This is a genomic window from Bradyrhizobium sp. TM102 (assembly GCF_009176685.1).
GTDB lineage: Bacteria > Pseudomonadota > Alphaproteobacteria > Rhizobiales > Xanthobacteraceae > Bradyrhizobium > Bradyrhizobium ottawaense.
Genome location: NZ_AP021855.1, coordinates 7,144,466 through 7,167,084, shown reverse-complemented (window position 1 = coordinate 7,167,084; position 22,619 = coordinate 7,144,466). Strand labels below are relative to the sequence as shown.

The 22,619-nt window shown below is 64.1% G+C and carries 18 protein-coding genes; 11 read left to right on the top strand and 7 right to left on the bottom strand.

Annotation, left to right across the window (positions count from 1 at the left end; genetic code table 11):
* Positions 1 to 96: 96 nt before the first annotated feature.
* The 3 genes from GDN70_RS33875 (at position 97) to GDN70_RS33865 (ending at position 3,788) form a co-directional block, all read left to right on the top strand.
* Positions 97 to 1,224 carry an alkene reductase gene (locus GDN70_RS33875; RefSeq protein ID WP_028140037.1) on the top strand — a complete coding sequence of 376 codons (1,128 nt, stop codon included), beginning with the start codon at positions 97 to 99 and terminating at the stop codon, positions 1,222 to 1,224.
* Positions 1,225 to 1,373: 149 nt separating this feature from the next.
* Positions 1,374 to 1,877: a GFA family protein gene (locus tag GDN70_RS33870; protein ID WP_152103606.1), complete on the top strand. Its 504-nt coding sequence runs from the start codon at positions 1,374 to 1,376 to the stop codon at positions 1,875 to 1,877.
* A gap of 249 nt (positions 1,878 to 2,126) precedes the next feature.
* Positions 2,127 to 3,788: a thiamine pyrophosphate-binding protein gene (locus GDN70_RS33865; protein WP_152103605.1), complete on the top strand. Its 1,662-nt coding sequence runs from the start codon at positions 2,127 to 2,129 to the stop codon at positions 3,786 to 3,788.
* A 148-nt stretch (positions 3,789 to 3,936) separates the two neighbouring features.
* Here the strand turns inward: GDN70_RS33865 and GDN70_RS33860 are convergent, their stop codons facing one another.
* Positions 3,937 to 5,316 carry an LLM class flavin-dependent oxidoreductase gene (locus tag GDN70_RS33860; protein ID WP_038972852.1) on the bottom strand — a complete coding sequence of 460 codons (1,380 nt, stop codon included), beginning with the start codon at positions 5,314 to 5,316 and terminating at the stop codon, positions 3,937 to 3,939.
* Positions 5,317 to 5,578: 262 nt separating this feature from the next.
* Here GDN70_RS33860 and GDN70_RS33855 point away from each other — a divergent pair, with 262 nt between their 5' ends.
* From GDN70_RS33855 to GDN70_RS33830, 6 genes are all read left to right on the top strand, one after another.
* Positions 5,579 to 6,964, top strand: coding sequence for a M20 family metallopeptidase (locus GDN70_RS33855; RefSeq protein ID WP_038947550.1), 1,386 nt, complete (start codon positions 5,579 to 5,581; stop codon positions 6,962 to 6,964).
* 101 nt (positions 6,965 to 7,065) lie between these two features.
* Entirely contained in the window at positions 7,066 to 7,977 is a 912-nt protein-coding gene (locus GDN70_RS33850; protein ID WP_152103604.1) for an amino acid ABC transporter substrate-binding protein, read from the top strand.
* Between the two features lie 115 nt (positions 7,978 to 8,092).
* Positions 8,093 to 8,824, top strand: coding sequence for an amino acid ABC transporter permease (locus GDN70_RS33845; RefSeq protein WP_038947549.1), 732 nt, complete (start codon positions 8,093 to 8,095; stop codon positions 8,822 to 8,824).
* A 4-nt stretch (positions 8,825 to 8,828) separates the two neighbouring features.
* Complete coding sequence (locus GDN70_RS33840) at positions 8,829 to 9,521, top strand: amino acid ABC transporter permease (RefSeq protein WP_028140044.1); 693 nt, start codon at positions 8,829 to 8,831, stop codon at positions 9,519 to 9,521.
* Positions 9,522 to 9,533: 12 nt separating this feature from the next.
* Positions 9,534 to 10,265: an amino acid ABC transporter ATP-binding protein gene (locus GDN70_RS33835; protein WP_018321511.1), complete on the top strand. Its 732-nt coding sequence runs from the start codon at positions 9,534 to 9,536 to the stop codon at positions 10,263 to 10,265.
* A gap of 178 nt (positions 10,266 to 10,443) precedes the next feature.
* Positions 10,444 to 11,304: a D-amino-acid transaminase gene (locus GDN70_RS33830; protein WP_152103603.1), complete on the top strand. Its 861-nt coding sequence runs from the start codon at positions 10,444 to 10,446 to the stop codon at positions 11,302 to 11,304.
* 152 nt (positions 11,305 to 11,456) lie between these two features.
* On the opposite strand, the gene GDN70_RS33825 is transcribed toward GDN70_RS33830, so the two are convergent.
* From GDN70_RS33825 to GDN70_RS33815, 3 genes are all read right to left on the bottom strand, one after another.
* Entirely contained in the window at positions 11,457 to 11,918 is a 462-nt protein-coding gene (locus GDN70_RS33825) for a carboxymuconolactone decarboxylase family protein (RefSeq protein WP_028140047.1), read from the bottom strand.
* Between the two features lie 27 nt (positions 11,919 to 11,945).
* Positions 11,946 to 13,556 carry an MDR family MFS transporter gene (locus tag GDN70_RS33820; protein WP_152103602.1) on the bottom strand — a complete coding sequence of 537 codons (1,611 nt, stop codon included), beginning with the start codon at positions 13,554 to 13,556 and terminating at the stop codon, positions 11,946 to 11,948.
* 117 nt (positions 13,557 to 13,673) lie between these two features.
* Positions 13,674 to 14,855 (bottom strand): HlyD family secretion protein, encoded by a 1,182-nt coding sequence (locus tag GDN70_RS33815; RefSeq protein WP_152103601.1) that lies wholly within the window; start codon positions 14,853 to 14,855, stop codon positions 13,674 to 13,676.
* A gap of 289 nt (positions 14,856 to 15,144) precedes the next feature.
* On the opposite strand from GDN70_RS33815, the gene GDN70_RS33810 reads away from it, so the two are divergent.
* Entirely contained in the window at positions 15,145 to 16,056 is a 912-nt protein-coding gene (locus tag GDN70_RS33810) for a LysR family transcriptional regulator (RefSeq protein WP_152103600.1), read from the top strand.
* A 177-nt stretch (positions 16,057 to 16,233) separates the two neighbouring features.
* Here GDN70_RS33810 and GDN70_RS33805 read toward each other — a convergent pair whose 3' ends face one another.
* Positions 16,234 to 19,680, bottom strand: a complete 3,447-nt coding sequence (locus tag GDN70_RS33805) for an indolepyruvate ferredoxin oxidoreductase family protein (protein WP_152103599.1) — start codon at positions 19,678 to 19,680, stop codon at positions 16,234 to 16,236.
* 152 nt (positions 19,681 to 19,832) lie between these two features.
* Here GDN70_RS33805 and GDN70_RS33800 point away from each other — a divergent pair, with 152 nt between their 5' ends.
* A complete protein-coding gene (locus GDN70_RS33800; RefSeq protein WP_028140052.1) occupies positions 19,833 to 20,288 on the top strand; it encodes an Lrp/AsnC family transcriptional regulator in 456 nt (151 codons plus the stop codon).
* Between the two features lie 158 nt (positions 20,289 to 20,446).
* Here the strand turns inward: GDN70_RS33800 and GDN70_RS33795 are convergent, their stop codons facing one another.
* Complete coding sequence (locus GDN70_RS33795) at positions 20,447 to 21,232, bottom strand: fumarylacetoacetate hydrolase family protein (protein WP_038947539.1); 786 nt, start codon at positions 21,230 to 21,232, stop codon at positions 20,447 to 20,449.
* A 15-nt stretch (positions 21,233 to 21,247) separates the two neighbouring features.
* A complete protein-coding gene (locus GDN70_RS33790; RefSeq protein WP_095424766.1) occupies positions 21,248 to 22,615 on the bottom strand; it encodes an LLM class flavin-dependent oxidoreductase in 1,368 nt (455 codons plus the stop codon).
* Between the last annotated feature and the right edge of the window lie 4 nt (positions 22,616 to 22,619).

The window sequence follows — 22,619 nt, the reverse complement described above, 5'->3', positions numbered from 1 at the left end:
CGGGAGGGAATATCTGCTTTTATGGGGGCGGCGCCTTTTCCGGGTGCCGCCCCTCGCGATATGATCCGCATCCTTCCAAAGAAACTCGGGGTCAGCATGAAATTCGAGGCGTTGTTTAGACCGTTGCAGGTCGGTCCGTACAAGCTTGCGCATCGCGTCGCGATGGCACCGCTGACACGCATGCGGGCCGAGCGCGAGAGCTTTTCACCGCGCCCGCTCAACGCCGAATATTACGGCCAGCGTGCGACGCCGGGCGGCCTGCTCATCGCCGAGGCCTCGCCGGTGCTCTCGCACGGCCGCGGCAATCCGGCGACGCCCGGCATCTATTCGGAGGCGCAGATCGCCGGCTGGCGCAAGGTGGTCGATGCCGTGCACGCCAAGGGCGGCATCATCTTCCTCCAGCTCTGGCATGTCGGCCGCGTCTCGCATTCCTCCTTCCACGGCGGCGAGCTGCCGGTTTCGGCCTCGGCGATCCCGATCAAGGCGGAAGGCATGAAGGCGATGACGGCCGACGGCAAGATCTCGGACTATGAGACGCCGCGCGCGCTGGAGACCGGGGAAGTCAAGGGTATCGTCGAGGCCTTCAGGCAAGGCGCGAAGAATGCGCTCGCGGCCGGTTTCGACGGTGTCGAGATCCACGGTGCCAACGGCTATCTGCTCGAGCAATTCCTGCAATCACGCAGCAACCAGCGCACCGATCAATATGGTGGATCGATCGAGAACCGCGCCCGGCTGCTGCTCGAGGTGACGCAGGCCGCGATCGACGTTTGGGGTGCGAACCGCGTCGCCGTGCGGCTGTCGCCGCATGGCATCGCCAACGATTCCGGCGAGCCCGATCCGATGCCGCTATACACCCACGTGGTGAAGGCGCTCGACAAGCTCGGCCTCGCCTATCTGCACTTCATCGAGCCGCGATCGAGCGGCTCGGGTCGCGCCGAGGTCAACTGGCAGAATGTGCCGTCGGCGATGCTGCTGTTTCGTCCGCTCTACAGCGGCGTGCTGATGACCGCCGGCGGCTTCACCGGCGAGACTGCGAATGCGGCGATCGCCGACGGCCATGCCGACATCATCGCCTTCGGCCGCATCTTCATCTCCAATCCCGATCTGCCGCGCCGCCTGCAGCACGACTACCCGATCACGCCGTACAATCGTGCGACGTTCTATGGCGGCGAGGAGAAGGGGTACACGGATTATCCTGTTTATGACGAGCTGACGCCGGCGTAGTTCGGCTGTCATTCCGGGGCGATGCGTAGCATCGAACCCGGAATCCATCTCTCCGTCTGAACAAGCCGCCTGATGGATTCCGGGCTCGCGACTTTGTCGCGCCCCGGAATGACGATCGTATTGTCTGCAATGACAACGGAAAGACGTCCATGGCCAAAGCCGCAGCCGCCGCAGGGATCGCCACCGGCCAATGCCTCTGCGGCAAGGTCACCTTCGAGATCGATGTCCCCGCGCGCTGGGCCTGGCACGATCACTCCGCCGCCAGCCGCCGCGCCCATGGCGCGGCCTATGCGACCTATGTCGGAAGCTGGAAGAAGCGGTTTCGCATTACGTCGGGCAAGACGGCGCTCACGCGCTACGAGGACAAGGCCACCAGGACCACGCGCAGCTTCTGCTCGCAATGCGGCACGCCGATTGCCTATGAACGACCGCGTGGTCCGCACATGGTCAACATCCCGCGTGCGCTCTTCAGGGAGCGCACCGGCCGCCAGCCGCTCTATCACATCGCGATCGAGGAGCTGCAGGAATGGGCCTATACCGGCGAGCCGCTGGTGCCGCTCAAGGGCTTTCCGGGCGTGGTCTGCCAGCGCTCGAAAAAGAAGAAGCGCGCGGGCGGCGAGGACCCGTTCGAGCTGGGCCGGGAGGAAATTTAGCTCCACTCTCATGCCCCGGACGCGGTGCGGCACGAAGTGCCGCGCCGCCGAGCCGGGGCCCATGCAGCGGAGAATGCGGTGAGCAACTGGGTCCCGGCTCTGCGCCGCAACGCTTCGCCGCGTCGCGTCCGGGACACGAGAGCGGGGCTTCCACGCAACGCAGCCATGAGCACGCTTCCTTGCGCGCCTCCCGCGACTTCGGCCATCATGCCGCCGTCCTTACGGCAACGTCCGCTCCCTGGAGGAAACATGAAGAACAAGATCACCGGCCGCTCCGCCTTTCTCGCGCTGCTCAAGGACGAGGGCGTCACGCATCTGTTCGGCAATCCCGGCACCACCGAGCTGCCGATCATGCATGCGCTGAAGGACCATCCCGACCTCACCTATGTGATGGCGATGCAGGAGAGCCTGGTGGTGGCGACCGCCGATGGCTATAGCCGCGCCTCCGGAAAACTCGTCGCCTGCAATGTTCATGTCGCGCCCGGCCTCGGCAACGCGATGGGCTCGCTCTACAACGCCCAGTTCACGGGCACGCCGATGATCCTCACGGCCGGCCAGCAGGAGCAGGGGCACGGCCTGATGGAGCCGGTGCTGTATGGGCCGCTGGTGCGGATGGCCGAACCGCTGGTGAAATGGGCGGTGGAGGTGACGCGGCTGGAGGATTTGCCGCGCATCGTGCGCCGTGCCGCCAAGATTGCAACGACGCCGCCGACCGGTCCGGTGTTCATCTCACTGCCCGGCGACATCCTGAACAGCGAAGCGGGGATCGATCTCGGTCGCTCCACCCGCATCGACGCGCGGACAAGGCCGTCGGACGAAGCGCTCACGGCCTTTGCCGCGCGGCTGCTGAGGGCGGAGCGCCCCGTCATCGTCACCATGGACGAGGTGGTCAAGAGCGATGCGCTGAAGGAGGCTGCCCAACTTGCCGAGCTGCTCGGCGCGGCGGCTTACCAGTCCTCGACGCCCTATGGCTCGCACTTCCTGTCGGAGAGCCCGAGCTTTGTCGGCACGCTGGCACGCGTGCAGAAGGTCGCGCGCGATACGCTCGCGCCGTACGATCTCCTGATTGCGCTCGGCGGCGATCCCTTGCGGATGTCTGTCTATAGCGAGGTCGATGCGCTGCCTGACGGACTCGGCATCGTCCAGATCGGCCTCGTCGATTGGGAGATCGCCAAGAATTACGGCGCCGAGATCGCGCTCAAGGCGGATCTGAAGGAAACGCTGCGCGCGTTGATCCCGGTGCTGAAGGAGATGGGTGGCGCGACACTTGCGAGCCGCGCCAAGCAGCGCCTCGCCGAGATCGCGCCGAAGAACTGGACCGCGCGGCGTGCCGCGCTGGTCGAGCAGATCGGCAAGAGCGCCGGCCGCGCGCCCATTGATCCGGACTTCCTCGTGCTGCAGATGGTCGAGGCGATGCCCGATAACGCCATTCTCGTCGACGAAGGCCTCACCTCCAGCCGCCAGGTGACGGCGCTGCGACCGCATCGCGATCGCTACGGCTATCACGGCCTTGCCTCAGGCGGCATCGGCTGGGGCCTGCCGGCCTCGGTCGGCGCCAGCATCGCCAATCCTGATCGTCCGGTCGTCTGCTTCTCGGGCGACGGCAGTGCGATGTATTCGATTCAGTCGCTATGGACCGCGGCGCATCACAAGCTGCCGCTCAACGTCGTCATCGCCAACAATGGCGGCTACCGTATCATCAAGCAGCGCCTGCTCGCTTTCCATGACGACGACAATTATGTCGGCATGGATTTCGTCGATCCGCCCGTCGATTTCGCCGGCGTCGCCAAGGCGCTCGGCTGCGAGGCGATCAAGGTCAGCGATCCCAGAGAGCTGAAGGCGACACTGGCGTCGGCGTTCAATCGGCCGGGGACGAAGTTGATCGAGGTGATGGTCGACGGGAAGGTGTAGATCCGCTGTCGTCCCGGCGAACGCCGGGACCCATACCGCGTGATCTATCGATCGCGGCTGCCAATCCCGAACGACCAATCTTCGCCAAAACTACTCCCTGGGGTTATGGGTCCCGGCGTTCGCCGGGACGACACGGCGGGTGTGGCAACTACCCCTTCCTCCCCACCCGATATCCCGCCGCCGGATGCGGCGCATCCAGCCTTGCGCGGCCGTTGCCGAACAGTTTTTCCCGCAGCGTGCCCTTTGCGTATTCCGACTTGTACCGTCCGCGCCGCGTCAGCTCCGGCACCAGCATGTCGGCAATGTCCTCGAAGTCGCCGGGCGAGACCGCAAACGCGACGTTGAGGCCGTCGACGTCGGTCTTCTCGAACCAATCCTCGATCTTGTCCGCGACCATCTCCGGCGTGCCGACCACGACAGGGCCGGCGCCGCCGATGCCGACATGCTCGATGACGTCGCGCACGGTCCAGACGCGGTCCGGGTCGCCCCGGGTGACGTTGTCGAGCGCGCTGCGACCGGCGTCGTTCTGGACGTGACGCACTTGCTGGTCGAGCTCGTAGCCGGAGAAGTCGATGCCGGTCCATCCCGACATCAACGCCAGCGCGCCTTCCGGATTGATATGCGACCGGTAGTCGGCATATTTCGCCGCAGCTTCCGCTTCCGTGTTGCCGAGGATGATTGTCATCATGTTGAACATCAGGATCTCAGCCGGATTGCGGCCGACCGCGGCGGCCTCCTGGCGGATCGCCGACACGCGCGGCCCGATGATCTTGGCCGACGGTCCCGACATGAACACGCATTCGGCGTGACGTGCCGCGAATTGCCGGCCGCGCGGCGAGGTGCCGGCCTGGTAGAGCACGGGCGTGCGCTGGGGCGACGGCTCGCTGAGGTGAATGGTGTTGTTGATGCGATAGTTTGCGCCCTCATGGTTGACGCGATGGACTTTGGCGGGATCGGTGAAGATGCCGCGCTTGCGGTCGCGCAGCACGGCGTCGTCTTCCCAGCTCCCTTCCCATAATTTGTAGACCACCTCCATGTATTCGTCCGCGATGTCGTAGCGGTCGTCATGCCCGGTCTGCTTGTCCTTGCCGGCGCCACGCGCGGCACTGTCGAGATAGCCGGTGACGACGTTCCAGCCGATCCGCCCTTCAGTGAGATGATCGAGCGTCGACATCCGCCGCGCGAACGGGTAGGGCGGCTCGAACGACAGATTGCTGGTGACGCCGAAGCCGAGATTTTGCGTTACCGCGGCCATCGCCGAGAGCAGCAGCAGCGGCTCGTTCGACGGCGTCTGCGCAGCGTTGCGCAAGGCCGCGTCAGGGCTGTTGCCGTAGACGTCGTAGACGCCGAGCACGTCGGCGAGGAACAATCCGTCGAAACGGCCACGCTCCAGCGTCCTGGCAAGATCGATCCAGTAGGGCAGGCGGTTATACTCGGCGGTGCGGTCGCGCGGATGGGTCCACAGGCCCGGCGACTGGTGCGCGACGCAATTCATCGCAAAGGCATTGAGCCTGATCTGCTTGGCCATGATCGTTCCCCGGCGCTCTATACTGAGCGCTCTTCGAATGGTAGATGTGCGCCCGAACTTGGCGAAGTTCTTGCATATAACCTGCGCTTGGCAAGGCCAAAATCAGCGGGCGGCAGCCTTTGGCAAGCCAATCTCAAGAGAGCAAGAACGAAATCCCAAGAGAACTACAAGAGAAGTACAAGAGCTATCCAAGTCCCTGCCACTTTCGAAGGCCACCCTGTCTCGGGTAGGGTCCTTCGCCTCGAAGTCCGAAAAGAAAATCATGACCAGAGCCGACGCCATCGCCCGCGCCCGTGAGGATTTCAAATCCGGTGCGTTCCTCGCTGAACTCGACCGCCGCGTCGCCTTCAAGACCGAAAGCCAAAATCCCGCGCGCGGCCCCGAGCTGCGCGCCTATCTGGAACAGGAGATGGTGCCGGCCTTCGCGGCGCTCGATTTCACCAGCCGCATCGTCGAGTCCCCCAGTGGCAAGTCGCCGTTCCTGTTCGCCGAGCATCACGAAAGCGCCTCCGCGCCGACCGTGCTGATCTACGGCCATGGCGACGTCGTCGACGGCATGGAGGGCGAGTGGCGCGAGGGCCGCGATCCCTGGCGCACGACGGTTGCGGGCACGCGGCTCTATGGCCGCGGCACCGCTGACAACAAGGGCCAGCACAGCATCAACATGGCGGCACTCCGCGCGGTGCGCGACGCCCGTGGCGGCAAGCTCGGCTTCAACGCCAAGTTCATCGTCGAGATGGGCGAGGAGATCGGCTCGCCCGATCTTGGCAAGGTCTGCGACCTCAATCGCGACGCGCTCAAGGCCGACCTGTTCATGGCCTCCGACGGGCCCCGTTTGTCCGCCGACCGCCCGACCCTGTTCCTGGGATGCCGCGGCGGCATCCGCATTCATCTGGATGTAAACCTGCGCGATGGCGGCCACCATTCCGGCAATTGGGGCGGCGTGCTCGCCAACCCCGCGACCATCCTGGTCAACGCGATCTCGACGCTGGTCGACGGCCATGGCCGCCTGCAGCTCGACGCGCTGAAGCCGCCGCGCCTCAGCAACCAGATCCGCAGCTATCTCGCCGACGTGCAGGTGGTACCGACCGAGGACGAGCCGGCGCTTGCCGAGAACTGGGGCGAGGAGGGGCTGTCGGCCGCCGAGCGGCTTTACGCCTGGAACACGCTGGAAGTGCTGGCGATGTCATCGGGCAATATCGAGAAGCCGGCCAACGCCATTCCGGGCCATGCCAACGCCGTGCTGCAACTGCGTTTCGTGGTCGGCACCGAGGTCGGCGGCCTGATCGAGGCGGTCCGCGCGCATCTTGTCCAGAAGGGCTTTCCGATGGTCGAGGTGCGGGCGGCGCAGAGCTTTGCTGCATCGCGGACCGATTTCGACAGCCCCTGGATCAAATGGGCGGCGGATTCGGTGAAAGAGACCACGGGGAAACCGCCGGCGGTGCTGCCGAACTTCGGCGGCTCGCTGCCCAACGACGTATTCTCCGAGATCCTGGGTCTGCCGACGATCTGGGTCCCGCACTCCTATCCCGGCTGCTCCCAGCATGCGCCCAATGAGCACATCCTGCTGCCATTGACGGAAGAAGCCTTGACGGTGATGGCCGGCCTGTTCTGGGATCTCGGGGAATTGCCCAAGCCGCTGACCTGAGCCCATTAACCTCTGCCGCAAGCCAGCCGAAAGTCACATTCTAATCCGGCCCAATCTGTGCTTGCATCCGGGCCGCATCATCCTGAAAGGGGACCAAAAAAGTGAAACATTTCCGTAGCATTGGGCTCGCGCTCGCCGCGACCTTCGCCGTCAGCCAGGCCGGGGCCCAGGAGCTGGCAGGCACGCTGAAGAACATCAAGGACACCGGCGCCATCACGCTGGGCTTCCGCGACTCCTCGATCCCCTTCTCCTATCTCGACGACAACCAGAAGCCCGTCGGATTCGCGATGGACATCTGCTACAAGATCGTCGACGCCGTGAAGAAGGAGCTCAAGCTCGACAAGCTCGAGGTCAAGCTCAATCCGGTGACGTCGGCGACCCGTATCCCGCTGATGGCCAACGGCACCATCGACCTCGAATGCGGCTCGACCACCAACAATGCCGAGCGCCAGAAGCAGGTCGCCTTCACCAACACCCACTTCCTGACCGCCAGCCGCTACGTCTTCAAGAAGTCGAGCGGCCTGAAGTCGATCGACGACCTCAAGGGCAAGACGGTGGTCTCGACCGCGGGAACCACCAACATCAAGCAGCTCACCGAGGCTAACGTCGCGAAAAGCCTCGGCGCAAACATCATCCCCGCCAAGGACCACGCCGAAGCCTTCCTGATGGTCGAGACCGACCGCGCGGTCGCCTTCGTCATGGACGACATCCTGCTCGCGAGCCTCGTCGCCGGTTCGAAGTCGCCGGATGACTACGCCGTCTCCAAGGACGCGTTCTCCAAGCCCGAGCCCTACGGCATCATGCTGCGCAAGGACGACGCCGCCTTCAAGAAGGTGGTCGATGCGGCGACCGCTGCGCTCTATACGTCCGGCGAGGCCCAGAAGATCTACGACAAATGGTTCACGGCCAAGATCCCGCCGAAGGGCCTCAACCTCAATACGCCGATCTCGGCCGAGCTGAAGAACGAGTTCGCGAAGCCTTCGGACTCGCCGAACCCGGACGACTATAAGTAAGATAACCTCGATCTTTCGATCGGGATCATGTCCGGCCACTCTTGACACAGGGGTGGCCGGACATTTGCATAGGCGGCCAGGATATCTCTGACTGGCGCGTTCGCGCGGGGGACACGTGAACTATAACTGGAACTGGGGAATCTTTTTCCAGCCGAACCCGATGGGGACGGGCACCTATCTCGACATGCTGCTGTCGGGCCTGGTGCTGACCCTGAAGACCGCGGCGTTGGCCTGGGTCATCGCGCTGATCACCGGCTCGCTCGTCGGCGTCATGCGCACGCTGCCGTCGAAGGGTGCGAACTGGTTCGGCTTCGCTTATGTCGAATTCTTCCGCAACATGCCGCTGCTGGTGCAGCTGTTCCTGTGGTTCTTCGTGCTGCCGGAACTGCTGCCGAAAGGCGCCGGCACCTGGCTGAAGCAGCTGCCGAACGCGCCGTTCTGGACGGCGGCGATCGGCGTTGGTTTCTTCATGTCGGCGCGCGTCGCCGTGCAATTGCAGGCCGGCATCGGCTCACTGCCGCGCGGGCAGAAGATGGCGGCGACCGCGCTGGGTCTGACCACCGCGCAGGGTTATCGCTATGTGCTGCTGCCGATGGCGTTCCGTATCATCCTGCCGCCGCTGACGTCGGAGTTCCTCAACACCATCAAGAACACGGCGGTCGCTATCACCATCGGCCTGCTCGAGTTGACTGGACAGGCGCGCTCGATGCAGGAGTTCTCGTTCCAGGTGTTCGAGGCCTTCACCGCCGCGACGCTTCTCTACCTCCTCGTCAACGCCGTCGTCGTGACCGCGATGCGCTTCCTCGAGCGCTGGGTCGCGATCCCCGGCTACATCACGGGGAAATAGCGCCATGTTCGGCAATCTCGATTTCGACGTCATCCGCCGCGCGCTGCCCTATTTGTTCTACGAGGGCATGACGTTCACCCTGACGCTGACGGGGCTCGCAGCTCTCGGCGGCCTGGTCTTCGGCACGGCGCTCGCGCTGATGCGGTTGTCCGGCTTCAAGATCCTCGGCCGCATCGCCGGCGTCTATGTCGACTTCATGCGCTCGCTGCCGCTGGTGCTGGTCATCTTCTGGTTCTACTTCCTGGTGCCCTATATCGGGCAATGGCTGACCGGCGCCTCGCGCCCCATCAGCGTCGGCGCGTTCGCATCCTCGCTCATCACCTTCATCATGTTCGAGGCGGCGTACTTCTCCGAGATCATGCGCGCCGGTATCCAGTCGATCTCGCGCGGCCAGCCGGCCGCGGCCAGCGCGCTGGGGCTGACCTACGCCCAGACCATGCGCTACGTCGTGTTGCCGCAAGCCTTCCGCAACATGCTGCCGGTCCTGATCACGCAGACCATCGTGCTGTTCCAGGACACCTCGCTGGTCTACGTCCTCTCGATCACGGACTTCCTGGGAGCGGCGAGCAAGGTCGCGCAGCGCGACGGGCGCCTCGTCGAAATGTACCTGTTCGCAGCTGTCGTCTACTTCACCATTTCCTGTATCGCGTCCTTCGGCGTCCGTCGCCTCCAGGCGCGCATCGCCATCATTCGATAGAGCGTGTCGGTCATGATCGAAATCAGCCACGTCAACAAATGGTACACTCCGAGCTTCCAGGTGCTGACCGATTGCACCACCAGCGTCACCAAGGGCGAGGTGGTCGTGGTCTGCGGTCCCTCGGGCTCGGGCAAGTCGACGCTGATCAAATGCGTCAATGCGCTGGAGCCGTTCCAGAGCGGCGACATCAGCGTCGACGGCACCAAGGTCAACGATCCCAAGACCAATCTGCCCAAGCTGCGCTCGCGCGTCGGCATGGTGTTCCAGCACTTCGAGCTGTTCCCGCATCTCAAGATCATCGACAATCTCTGCCTCGCGCAGCAGAAGGTGCTGGGCAGGTCGTCTGACAAGGCGGTGACGAAGGGCATGATGCTGCTGGATCGCGTCGGCCTGAAGGAACAGGCGCAGAAATTTCCCGCGCAGCTTTCCGGCGGCCAGCAGCAGCGCGTGGCGATCGCGCGCGCGCTCGCCATGGACCCGATCGTGATGCTGTTCGACGAGCCGACCTCGGCACTCGATCCCGAAATGGTCAGTGAAGTGCTCGACGTCATGGTCGATCTCGCCCATGAGGGCATGACCATGATGGTCGTCACCCACGAGATGGGGTTTGCCCGCAAAGTGGCGAATCGCGTGATCTTCATGGACCGCGGCGAGATCGTCGAGGACGCGGCGAAGGACGATTTCTTCGGCCAGCCGCGCAGCGACCGCGCGCAGAAGTTCCTGTCGAAGATTTTGTCGCATTAACCGGTCGTCATCCCGGGGCGCGCGTAGCGCGAGCCCGGGATCCATACTCCCGATGGTGGTTATGGATTCCGGGCTCATTCGCTGCGCGAATGCCCCGGAATGACGAAACGAGGGATGATTGCGCCCCTCAATCGGCGTATAACGCCCCAAATCCCCCTTTCTCCCCAGGAGACCTGCCTTGGACCCGATCGCCTACGTCAACGGCTCATTCGTCCCGCTCTCGGACGCCAAGATCTCGGTCCTCGATCGCGGTTTTCTGTTCGCCGACGGCATCTATGAGGTCTCGGCCGTGCTCGACGGCAAGCTGGTCGACAACGCCTCGCATCTGGCGCGGCTGGAGCGCTCGGTCGGCGAGATCAGCTTGAGGCTGCCGGAGACGCTCGAACGCATCACCGAGCTGCAGAAGGAACTGATCGCGCGCAACAAGGTCACAAGCGGCCTCGTCTATCTCCAGGTGACGCGCGGCGCCGACAAGGGCCGCGACTTCCCCTTCCCCAAGGGCGACGTCAAGTCGAGCCTGGTGATGTTCACCTCGGAAAAGGACATCATCAACGCCGCCTCCGCAAAGACCGGCATCAATGTCATCACGGTGCCGGATATCCGCTGGGAGCGGCGCGACATCAAGAGCGTGGCCCTGCTGGCGCAGGTCTTGGCAAAGCAGGCGGCGGCCGAAGCCGGCGCCGGCGAAGCCTGGATGCTGGAAGACGGATACGTCACCGAGGGCGGTTCATCCTCGGCGTTCATCCTGACCAAGGACGACGTCATCGTGACCCGCAAGAACTCCAACGCGATCCTGCCGGGCTGCACCCGCAAGGCCGTGGTGGCGCTCGCCGAGGAACGTCAGCTTCGCGTCGAGGAGCGCTCGTTCACGGTGGCCGAGGCGCTGGCTGCAAAGGAAGCTTTTGCCACCTCGGCGTCACTGTTTGTCCAGCCCGTGGTTGCGATCGACGGCAAGAAGATCGGCGACGGCAAGCCCGGCCCGATGGCGACGAGATTGCGCGAAATCTACGTGGAGTTTGCCAAGGCGACGGCGGTCTGAGCCGCGTACCGCTGCCGTAGGGTGGGCAAAGGCGCACTTGCGCCGTGCCCACGTCTTGTCTCGCTCTGGGCACGCTTCCGCCTTCGCTCTACGAGCTACGGCGGACAAGTCGCTTTGCCCACCCTACGAGACCTGCCTCGGGGCGCGCCCCTTCACGCCGCCGACGCCTTCACCTTCACCGGATGAACCGCGCGGAACGCGATCGCGATCCTGTTCCAGGCGTTGATGGCGCCGATCAGCATGGTCAGGTTCACCGTCTCTTCCTCGGAGAACTGCGCGCGGACCTGCCCGTAGACGTCATCAGGCGCATGCGTCTGCGCGATCAGCGTGACCGATTCCGTCCAGGCCAACGCGGCGCGCTCGCGATCGGTGTAGAGCGGGGATTCGCGCCAGGCATCGAGCAGGTAGATGCGCTGCTCGGTCTCGCCGCGCTTGCGCGCGTCCTCGGTGTGCATGTTGATGCAAAAGGCGCAGCCGTTGATCTGCGACGCCCGGATCTTGACGAGCTCGATCAGCGATTTCTCGAGCCCCGTGGACTGGATCTGCGTCTCCAGCGCCATCAGCGCTTTGATCGTGTCCGGCGCGGCCTGATAGTAGTTCATGCGGGGTTTCATGGTCGTTCTCCTTGCTGCTGGGTTGAGTCAGTGGGCACCACCGGCTGAGGTCTGGCCGGGCTTCTTCAGGAACAGGACCGCGGCGAGCGCGACGATCAGCGCCATGCCGAGCAGATAAAACGTGTCGCTGAAGGCGAAGATATAGGCCTGCTTCTGCACGATATGGCCAATCGCGACATAGGCGCGATGCGCCGCATCCGCACGGTCGAGGATGCCATGATTGACGAAATATTGCGTGAGCTGTTCCAGCCGTGTGCGGGTGGCCTGCTCGAACACCGAGACCGACTGCATCAGCACGTTGGAGTGATACTGCTCGCGCTTGGTCAGCACGGTCTGGAGCAGTGCGATGCCGACGGCGCCGCCGAGATTGCGCATCATGTTGAACAGGCCCGAGGCCGAGCCCGCGTTCTCCGACTCGATGCCTGATGTGGCGACCGCCGACAGCGGCGCCATCACCAGCGCCTGGCCGATGGCGCGGACGATGTTGGGCCACAGCAGCTGGTCGGCGGCGTAATCAATGGTCATATAGATGTTCATGAAGTTGGAAGCCGCGAACAGCACGAAGCCGACGCCGATGATGATCCGCGCATCGAACTTCTGCATCAGGCGCGGCACCAGCGGAATCAGCAGGAGTTGCGGCAATCCGGTCCATGCCAGCACCATGCCGATCTGCTCGGAATTGTAGCCCTGGATGCGCGACAGATATTGCGGCAGGATGAAGACCGAGCCGTACAGCGCGATGCCGAGCAGAAAATTTGCGAGCATGCCGAAGCCGAAATTGCGGCGGACGAGCAAGCGCAGGTTGAGGAGCGGCTTCTTCACCGTGAGCTCGATGATCAGGAAGGCGGTCAGCGCGACGGCCGCGATCACTGACAGCCTGACGATGAAGGGCGAGCCGAACCAGTCGTCCTTGTTGCCTTCCTCCAGCACGGTCTGGAGCGTCGATAGCCCGATCGCCATGGTGACGATGCCGGCCCAGTCGCCGTCGCGCAGCAGCGCCAGCTTCATCGGCTTGGGCTCGAGAGCGTACCAGAGCATGCCGACCATCACCGCGCCGGGGACGAGGTTGACGTAGAAGATGTACTCCCAGCCGAAATTCTCGGTGAGATAGCCGCCGATGGTCGGGCCGATCGCCGGCGCGAACGTCGCCGACAGCGCGAACAGCGCAAGGCCGACCGGCTGTTTTGCGCGCGGCAGCAGCGTGATGATCAGCGTGAACGCCATGGGAATCAGGACACCGCCGGTAAATCCCTGCACGGCGCGCAGCACGATCATCTGCGGCAAATCCTGCGCCAGTGCGCAAGCCGCCGAGAGAACCAGGAACAGGACCGCGTTGGTCAGAAGGTAAATCCGGATCGAGAACACCTGCGCCAGCCAGCCGGAGAGCGGGATCACCACGATTTCGGCGATCAGATAGGAGGTCGAGATCCAGCCGCCGTCGTCGATGCCGGCGCCGATCGCGCCCTGGATGTCGGCGAGCGAGGCGTTGACGATCTGGATGTTCAGCACCGCCATGAAGGCGCCGAGCGTCGCGCCGATCACCGCGACCCAGGTTTTTGCGGATACGGCCGGCGTGGTCGGAGCTGCGGGGGCGGTGAGATTGGCGGCGGCGTCGACGGTCGGTTGCAGCGTGCTCATGGAAGCCTCGTCTCGGGTACGGAGACAGGATGCGTTCGGCGAATGGTTTCGATCATCGATGAAGTTGTGGAAGGATCGTCCGGCAGGATTTGATAATCCCGCCGACGCCTTCCGGCTTCAGCCGCCGTTCGGGCGGGACGTGTTGTCGGCGAGGCGCTTCGCCGTCTCGCGCTCGGCCAGCACCGCATGCTTGGTATCGACCGTCGGCACCGCCGACATGCCGGGGCGCAGCAGGCCGGTGAGGCTGTGGTCGTCGAGCACGATCTTCACCGGGACCCGCTGCACGATCTTGGTGAAATTGCCGGTGGCGTTGTCGGGCGGCAGCAGCGCGAATTCGAGCCCGCTTGCCGGCGACAGGCTGTCGACATGGCCGTGCAGGGTTCGATTGCGAAAACTGTCGACGTGCAACTCGACCGGCTGACCCGGCCGCACATGCGTGAGCTGGGTCTCCTTGAAGTTGGCCACCACGTACACCGCATCGAGCGGTACCACCGCCATCAATTGCGTGCCGGCTTGCACGTACTGGCCGACGCGCAGCGAGCGGGCGCCGACGGTGCCCTCGACCGGCGCGGTGATCTCGGTATAGGACAGGTTCAACGCCGCCTGCTGCGCGACGGCGCGGGCCCGTTCGAGCTGGGCCGCCGCCTGGGCGCGCTGGGTGGTGAGCACGTCGATCTTGCGCTGCGCGGCCAGCAGGCCGGATTTCGCGTGCTGCAATTGCGCGCTGCTCGCGCGTAGCGCCGCGTCGGTCTGCTGCGCGCGCTGGATCGTGCCGGAGCCGGTCTTCATGAGGTCGTCGTAACGGGCGCGCTCTTCCTGCGCGAATTTCAGGTTGGCGTCGGCAGCGGTGACATCCGCCGTGCTCTGCTCGATGATCGGCTGTTGCAGTTCGAGCTGGGCATCGATGTTGCGCACCGAGGCTTCGCCCGCGGCGACGTCGGCTTTGGCCTGGTCGAGCGCCGCCTTGAAGTCACGATCGTCGATCTTGGCCAGCGCCTGGCCAGCCTTCACCTTTTCGTTGTCACTGACCAGCACCTTGGCGATGTAGCCGGAGATTTTTGGCGCGATGATCGTGGAGTCGGCCTTCACATAGGCGTCGTCGGTTGTCTCGAGGTAGCGGCCGTTGGTCCAGTAGTCGTGCCCGTAATAGACAGCGGTTGCCGTGCCCGCGAGGAGCGCGAGCGCCAGCGCCGCGCGCCGCACCCTGTTCCGGAGCGGGATAGTCGGCGGCGGCTTGGTGCTATCGGGGGTGATTTCAGTTGCCTGCTGAAAAATCTCGGCGCGGGGCATCTCGGACATGGAAGTCTCCTATCGGCGTACCGAGACTATTGGTCTTTCTGGGCCGGGTGATAATCGGCGAAATGCTGGAAGGATTATCCATCGGGGCTGGATAATCCGGCTGGTTGTAATGTCTAGCGGGCCAGACCCGCGCCTGCCCCAGAGCGATTGCCGCGCCCGTCGAGCGATTTGCGCTAACGTATGCGTCCTGCTGGACCCGAGCCTCCAAGCCGGACGAACTCCAAGTTTTTGATAGATAATCGGGGTGAATTCATTGCGATTATCCATCAAAGGCGGATAATCCGCTGCCATGGATCGATTGACCAGCCTCGAAGTCTTCAGCCGGGTGGTAGAGACCGGCGGCTTCTCTGCAGCCGCCCGTAAGCTCAACATGTCGACCACCATGGTGAGCAATCACGTTCAGGCGCTGGAAGATCGGCTCGGGGTGAGGCTGCTTCAGCGGACCACGCGCAAGGTCAACCTCACCGAGATCGGCAAGGCCTATTACGACCGCTGCGTCCAGATCCTCGCCGACATCGAACAGGCCGACGATATCGCCGGCGAATTGCAGTCGGTGCCCCGCGGCACGCTGCGCATCCACGTCGCCACGCATATGGTGCAGTTCGTCGCGCCTGTGGTGGCAAAGCTTCTGTCGACCTATGCGGAGCTCAAGATCGATCTGCGCATGGGCGAAGGTGACGTCGATCTCATCGAGGAAGGCTACGACGTCGCCTTGCGCATGACCTCGCCGCCGGATTCAAGCCTGATCGTCCGCAGCCTCGCCACCTGGCGTCACGTGCTGTGCTGCTCGCACGATTATCTCGAGAAGCACGGCCGGGTGCAGAAGCTCGACGAGCTCGCCGCGCATAATTGTGGCCGGCACCTGAACTATCCGTTTGGCGATGAATGGCGCTTCCTGGATCGCAAAGGCGCACCGGCCTCCGTACGCATCTCGGGCAGCTTCGTCACCAATAGCGGGGAAGCGCTGCGCAAGGTCGCACTGGAGGGGGCCGCAATCTGTCTGATGGCGGGATTTCTCATTCAGGACGACCTCGAAGCCGGTCGCCTCGTGCGCCTCTTGCCGGAATATCGGACGATCGAACTGTCCATGAACGCGGTCTATCCGCATCGTCATCATCTGTCGGCGAAGGTCAGGACCTTCATCGACCTGCTCGCGCACCACAGCGCCGAGCAGCAAAAGCTGATCAATCCGTATTCATGAGCGACGTCGGCAGTGCCGTAGGGTGGGCAAAGGCGCAACGCGCCGTGCCCACCATCTCCATGAATTCGAAAAGAGGTGGGCACGCTTCGCTGTGCCCGCCCTACGATTCCATCAGCGTGGCGGCGGCAATCGTCTGAACGCGTTGTCCAGAACCATGCCGATTGGGAGCAGCCGGCGTCAACCGGTGGCGTGCATCCTCGCCGGCGACGGTGTGTCGAGTTCGGTGAGCAGTCGCTCGACGTCGGCCTTCACCTTCCCGATCGCGGCGTCCTTGACCGGGCCGTAGCCGCGGATGTCCATCGGCGCTGTTGCGATTGCGACGAGACCTGGCAGATGCGCCGCATCGAGCCCGCCGAGCATCCGCTCGATCAAGCCTTCGTACCAGGCGATCAGTTCGCGCTCGGTGCGCCTTTCCCAGGTGTAGCCGAATAGATCGAACGGCGTGCCGCGTAGTCCCTTCAAGCGCGCGAGCATGGCGAGCGGCATCTGGATCCATTGACCGAAGGCGCGCTTGCGCGGACGCCCACGTGCGTCGCGCCGCGACGGCAGGAAGGGCGGGGCGAGGTGATATTGGACTCTGAAGCCATCGAACTCGCGCTTCAGCTCATCGAGGAATCCGCCCTGCATGTGCAGGCGCGCCACCTCATACTCGTCCTTGTAGGCCATCAGCTTGAACAGGGCCCGGGCGACGGCCTCGGTCAGGACCTCGCTGTTCAGGACAGCTTCGGCGCGGCGGACCCTTGCGACGGTCGCCCGGTAGCGCGCCGCATAGGCGTCGTCCTGATAGGCGGTGAGGAAATCGGCGCGACGCTCGATCATCTGGTCGAGCGTCTCGGCCCTGGGCGCATCGTCCACCCTCGGCAAAAAGTCCTGATCGGCTGCCGCAATCCGGCCCCAGGCAAAGGCCTGCTTGTTGCGTTCGACGGCGACGCCGTTGAGCTCGATTGCGCGCAGCAGCGCTTGCAGCGAAATCGGCACCAGTCCGCGCTGCCAGGCAAAGCCCAGCATGATGATGTTGGCATAGACGGCATCGCCAAGCAGCCGTTCCGCCAGTGCGTTGGCGTTGATGGTACTGAGATCGCTCTCGCCGATGACTTGGCCAATGGCACGCAGGCGCGCGGGGGAGGCGAGATCGGCGTCGCGAAAGCGGACCACGTCACCGGTCGGCATCTCCGCGGTGTTGACCGCGGCGCGCGTGCCGCGGTGGTAGGTGCCTGAGGCTTTTGGCGAGGAGCTCACCACGAGGTCGCAGCCGATCAGCGCATCGGCTGCGCCCTGGTCGATACGGACCTGATGCAGAGCCGCGGGGCTCGCGGCGAGGCGGATGTAGCTCAGCACGGGCCCGAACTTCTGCGCAAAGCCGGTGAAGTCCAGCACCGAGACGCCGCGGCGTTCGAGGTGCGCGGCCATGCCGATCAGCGCGCCGACAGTAATCACGCCGGTGCCGCCGACGCCGGTGATGAGCAGATCGTAGGGACGGTCGAGCGTTGCCGTCGCGGGCAACGGAAGTGTGGCGGCCCGACCAACCGCGTCGATCTGGCTCGCGCCCTTCTTCCGGCGCGTCGCGCCTTCGACAGTCACAAAACTCGGGCAGAAACCGTTGAGGCAGGAAAAATCCTTGTTGCAGGCCGACAGATTGATCTGGCGCTTGCGGCCGAACGGCGTCTCCTTCGGCTCGACGCTGAGGCAGTTGGATTCCACCGAGCAGTCGCCGCAGCCCTCGCAGACGAGATCGTTGATATAGGCGAAACGCTTGGGGTCGGCCATCTGCCCGCGCTTGCGCCGGCGTCGCTTCTCCGTGGCGCAGGTCTGCTGATAGATCAGGACCGAGACGCCGGAGATATTGCGTAGCTCGCGCTGCACGGCATCCATCTCCTCGCGCGGATGAAGGGTGACGCCGGTCGGCAGGTCGGCAGGCGAGAACTGTGCGGGATCATCCGACACCAGTGCGATGCGCGCCACACCTTCGGCGCGGACGCTGTGGGCAATGGCATGAACGCTGATGGGACCGTCGACCGGCTGGCCGCCGGTCATTGCGACGGCATCGTTGAACAGGATCTTGTAGGTGATATTGGCCTTGGCGGCGATCGCCTGCCGGATCGCCATCGAGCCGGAGTGGTAATAGGTGCCTTCGCCGAGGTTCTGAAAGATGTGCTTGTGGCCAGTGAAGCGTGACGAAGCCGCCCAGTTAACGCCTTCACCGCCCATCTGGATCAGCGACGAGGTCTCGCGGTCCATCCAGCTTGCCATGAAGTGACAACCGATGCCGGCCAGCGCCTTGGAGCCTTCAGGTACCTTTGTTGATGTGTTGTGCGGGCAACCCGAGCAGAAATACGGCGTGCGCGTTGCGCCAGCGACGTTGATGGTGCGTGCGGCCTCTGGCATCAGGGCGGCCGCGCGTGCGGCGAGATTGAGGCCTGGAAACATCGGATCGAGCCGGCGCGCCAGCACGCCTGCGAGCGCGCGAGGCGACAATTCGCCGATCCAGGAGATCAGCCTTGCCCCGGTTTCATCGTGCTTGCCGACCATGCGCTCCGGCTTGCTGCCAGGATAGTCGTAAAAATATTCCTTGAACTGGCTCTCGATGATGCCGCGCTTCTCCTCGACCACGAGGATCTCGCGCTTGCCTTTCACGAAGTCCATGGCGTCATGCAGCGCCAGCGGCCAGACCATGCCGACCTTGTAGACGTCGATGCCGATGCTGCGGCAGGCGGCCTCATTGAGCCCCATTAGCCGCAGCGCCTCCATCAGGTCGAGATGGGCCTTGCCCGTGGTGACGATGCCGTAGGTGGCGCTGGGGATGTCGTAGATGTGACGGTCGATCGGATTGGCCTTGGCGAAGGCGTAGACCGCGTGCTTCTTCGCCTCCAGCCGCTCCTCGATCTGCGGGCCCGGCAAATCGGGCCAGCGGTAGTGCAGTCCATCAGGCGGCGGCGTGAAGTCGGGCGTGCGGAAGTGGCGGGGCGGCTGTAGCGCGACGGACGCACCCGACTCGACGATCTCCGAGATCGCCTTGAAGCCGACCCACATGCCGGAGAAGCGACTCAGCGCATAGCCATATTCGCCGAACGCGAGGTATTCGCTGACGCTCGCGGGATGCAGCGTCGGCATGAACCAGCTCATGAAGGCGACGTCGGACTGGTGCGGCATCGAGGAGGAGACGCAGCCATGGTCGTCGCCGGCGACCACCAGCACGCCGCCATGCGGCGAGGAGCCGTAGGCGTTGCCGTGCTTCAGCGCATCGCCGGAGCGATCGACGCCCGGGCCCTTGCCGTACCAGAGGCCGAACACGCCATCGACCTCGCGATCTCCTTGCGTCTCGACCTGCTGCGAGCCGAGCACCGCGGTCGCGGCGAGGTCCTCGTTGACGGCGGGGAGGAATTCGACACGGTCCCGCTTCAACCGCTCCTGGATGCGCCAGAGCTCGAGGTCGATGCCGCCGAGCGGCGAGCCGCGATAGCCCGAGATGAAGCCGGCCGTGTTGAGGCCGCTGGCCCGATCGCGCCTGACTTGATCGAGCGCGATGCGGACGATGGCCTGTGTGCCCGTGAGGAAGACGCGGCCGTGTTCGCGATCGTAGCGATCGGAGAGTTCGTAGGGGTCGAGTGACGGAAAGGCGTCCATGCGGACCTCCCGCGGCATCCTTGCCGAATGAGCGGAGGGTAGGCCCTGATGGTTGGTAGGTCTTACCTATCTTTCCTAGCTGCAACCAGATTCTGGTAAGTTATCCCGAACTAGGCTATCATGCGGTAGAATAAACCGAATTGGGTCGATCGATGATCGAAGACCAGGACGCGCGGATTCTCGCTCATCTCCAGAAGGATGGCCGTGCCACCAACCAGCAACTGGCGGACGAGGTCGGCATGTCCACGTCGGCCTGCTGGCGCCGGGTGCGCGCGCTGGAGGAGGTCGGCATCATCCAGGGTTACGCGGCGCTGGTCGCGCGCGAGCCGGCGGGCTTTGCGATGTCGGCCATTCTCCACGTCTCGCTGGAACGGCACGACGCGAAGTTCGTCGACGAGTTCGTCGCGCGGGTAACCAAACGCCGCGAGGTGCTGGAGTGCTTTGCGACCACGGGCGATGCCGATTATCATTTGCGCGTCGTCGTGCAGGACATGGCCGCCTACAACAGATTCCTCGACGAGTTCATGTTCCGCATTCCCGGCATCCGCTATGTCCGCAGCAACGTGGTGTTGAAGGAGATCAAGTCGAGCGTGGCGCTGCCGTTTTGACATGCGGGAGGTGCCGGAGGGTGGGCAAAGGCGCATAGCGCCGTGCCCACGATCTCTCCATGATCGAGAGAGGTGGTGGGCACGCTTCCGCCGTCGCTCTTCGAGCTATGGCGGACAAGTCGCTTTGCCCACCCTACGGCACCGGTGCTACGGGGCTGCTATTGCCCCTCCCGCACAAACCTGTTCCGCAACGTCCCGACACCGGTGATGTCGATCTCCACGACGTCGCCGTGCTTGATGTCGGGCGAGGCACCGTCCGTGCCCATCCAGATCACGTCGCCGGGCCACAAGGTAAAATACTTGGTCAGCTCGACCAGGAACGGCACCACGCCAAAGATCATGTCGCCGGTAGCGAAGCGGTTGGTCTCCTTGCCGTTGACCCGGACGATCGTTTCCATCTGTTCGAGATCGGCCTCGGTCTCGATCCACGGTCCCATCGGCTTGAACGTGTCGGCGTTCTTCGAGCGCCACAGGCTGCGGTCGGCCTTCTGCCAGCTGCGCTCGCTGACGTCGTTGCCGATGGTGTAGCCGAACACGCAATCCATCGCGGTGTCTTCGGTGAGATGTTTCACTTTCTTGCCGATGACGACGACGAGCTCGCCCTCGTAATGGATTTTCTCCGTCGCGAAAGACGGGATCACGACCTCCTCGTCATGTGCGATCAGCGCGTTCTGCGCGCGATAACCGATCTCGGGGCGATCAGGCACGGCCGGCACTTCGCCACGCTTGTCGGCGGCCTCCTTCAGATGCTTCAGATAGTTGAGGCCGACGCAATAAAAGGTGCGCGGGATCAGCGGCAGCTCGATCTTGACCTGCGGCAGCGAATGCGTGCGCGAGGTGCGCTGCCATTCACCGAAGGGATCGCCGTCGACTGTGATGACCTTGTCGCCCTCGATGATTCCCCACGATGTCTTGCCTGTCTCAGTGAACTTCAGCCAGCGCATGTTGTGTACCCGCCATCATTCCGCGGCATCGCGCGGCGGCACCTTCCAGGCGCCGGCGGCGGGCCGCTTCAGCCCGAGATTTTCGCGCAGCGTCTTGCCGCGATAGTCTTTCTGGAACAGGCCCCGGCGTTGCAGCTCCGGGACGACATGCTGCACGAAATCGGCGTAGGAGCCGGGCACATAGGTCGCCGCGATGACAAAGCCGTCGCAGCCGCGCTCGACAAACATTTCCTCGAGCCTGTCCGCGATCTCCTTGGGGCCGCCGACCATGGCGTCCTGCACCTGGCCGCGGCCGGAGAAGGTGACGAAGTCGCGCGCGCTCGGATTGCTCTTGCCGGAATTCTTCAGCACGCCGTCGCGGATGCCCAGAATGCCCTGCATGCTCTTCAGCTCGTCAGTGGTCAGCGGCTCATCGAGATCCTTGGAGGCGAAGTCGTAGTTGAGTGCTTCGGCAAGCAGCGACAGCGCGTCGATCTGGAGCGGCAGCTTGTTGATCAGCGCCATCTTGTCCTCGGCCTCGGCCTTGGTCGCCGCGCAGACCGGCGTCGTCAGATTGCAGAGGAACATCTGGTCGGGATCGCGGCCGGCCTTGGCGGCCTCGTTGCGCACGGCTGCGTAGCCGTCCTTGGCGCCCTGAAGATTGCGCGCGGCGGTGAAGATCACCTCGCCCCATCGCCCGGCAAAGCGCTGGCCACGGCCGGATGCGCCGGCCTGGATGATCACGGGGTGGCCCTGCTGCGAGCGCGGCACGGTGAACGGCCCGCGTGACCTGAACGCCGCGCCCTTGTGGTCGAGCCGCTTCACCTTGGTCGGATCGGCAAAGCGGCCGGTCTTCTTGTCCATGATCAGCGCGCCGTCTTCCCATGTGTCCCAATGGCCAAGCACCACCTCCATGAATTCGTCGGCCTTGTCGTAGCGGGAATCATGTTCGGGATGGGAGTCGCGCCCCATGTTGAGGGCCTCGCCGTCATTGAGCGAGGTCACGACGTTCCAGCCGGCGCGTCCGCCCGACATGAGGTCGAGCGTTGCGAAGCGGCGGGCGACGTCGAACGGCTCGTAATAGGTGGTCGAGCAGGTTGCTCCCAGCCCGAGCCTCTCAGTGACCATGCCCATCGTGGTCAGCACGATCAGCGGATCCATCTTCACGCAGCGGATGCCGTATTCGACGGTATGGGCGTGGTCGTTGCCGTAGCGGTCCGGCATCGCCAGGCGGTCGTCGAAGAAGGCCATGTGGAACTTGCCGGCTTCGAGAATCCTGCCGATCTCCTGATAGTAGTCCGCCGACATCGAATCGTCGCGCGAATCCGGATGCCGCCAGGAGCTCGGCAGGTTGGTGCAGTTCTGCGCCTGGAGGAAGCCGACCAGGACCATCTGTCGATTCATGCTG

Bases quoted from the DNA above. Each gene is read 5' to 3' on its own strand.
- GDN70_RS33875 (WP_028140037.1), top strand. From the start codon at position 97: ATGAAATTCGAGGCGTTGTTTAGACCGTTGCAGGTCGGTCCGTACAAG.
- GDN70_RS33870 (WP_152103606.1), top strand. From the start codon at position 1,374: ATGGCCAAAGCCGCAGCCGCCGCAGGGATCGCCACCGGCCAATGCCTC.
- GDN70_RS33865 (WP_152103605.1), top strand. From the start codon at position 2,127: ATGAAGAACAAGATCACCGGCCGCTCCGCCTTTCTCGCGCTGCTCAAG.
- GDN70_RS33860 (WP_038972852.1), bottom strand. From the start codon at position 5,316: ATGGCCAAGCAGATCAGGCTCAATGCCTTTGCGATGAATTGCGTCGCG.
- GDN70_RS33855 (WP_038947550.1), top strand. From the start codon at position 5,579: ATGACCAGAGCCGACGCCATCGCCCGCGCCCGTGAGGATTTCAAATCC.
- GDN70_RS33840 (WP_028140044.1), top strand. From the start codon at position 8,829: ATGTTCGGCAATCTCGATTTCGACGTCATCCGCCGCGCGCTGCCCTAT.
- GDN70_RS33835 (WP_018321511.1), top strand. From the start codon at position 9,534: ATGATCGAAATCAGCCACGTCAACAAATGGTACACTCCGAGCTTCCAG.
- GDN70_RS33825 (WP_028140047.1), bottom strand. From the start codon at position 11,918: ATGAAACCCCGCATGAACTACTATCAGGCCGCGCCGGACACGATCAAA.
- GDN70_RS33820 (WP_152103602.1), bottom strand. From the start codon at position 13,556: ATGAGCACGCTGCAACCGACCGTCGACGCCGCCGCCAATCTCACCGCC.
- GDN70_RS33815 (WP_152103601.1), bottom strand. From the start codon at position 14,855: ATGTCCGAGATGCCCCGCGCCGAGATTTTTCAGCAGGCAACTGAAATC.
- GDN70_RS33810 (WP_152103600.1), top strand. From the start codon at position 15,145: ATGGATCGATTGACCAGCCTCGAAGTCTTCAGCCGGGTGGTAGAGACC.
- GDN70_RS33805 (WP_152103599.1), bottom strand. From the start codon at position 19,680: ATGGACGCCTTTCCGTCACTCGACCCCTACGAACTCTCCGATCGCTAC.
- GDN70_RS33800 (WP_028140052.1), top strand. From the start codon at position 19,833: ATGATCGAAGACCAGGACGCGCGGATTCTCGCTCATCTCCAGAAGGAT.
- GDN70_RS33795 (WP_038947539.1), bottom strand. From the start codon at position 21,232: ATGCGCTGGCTGAAGTTCACTGAGACAGGCAAGACATCGTGGGGAATC.
- GDN70_RS33790 (WP_095424766.1), bottom strand. From the start codon at position 22,615: ATGAATCGACAGATGGTCCTGGTCGGCTTCCTCCAGGCGCAGAACTGC.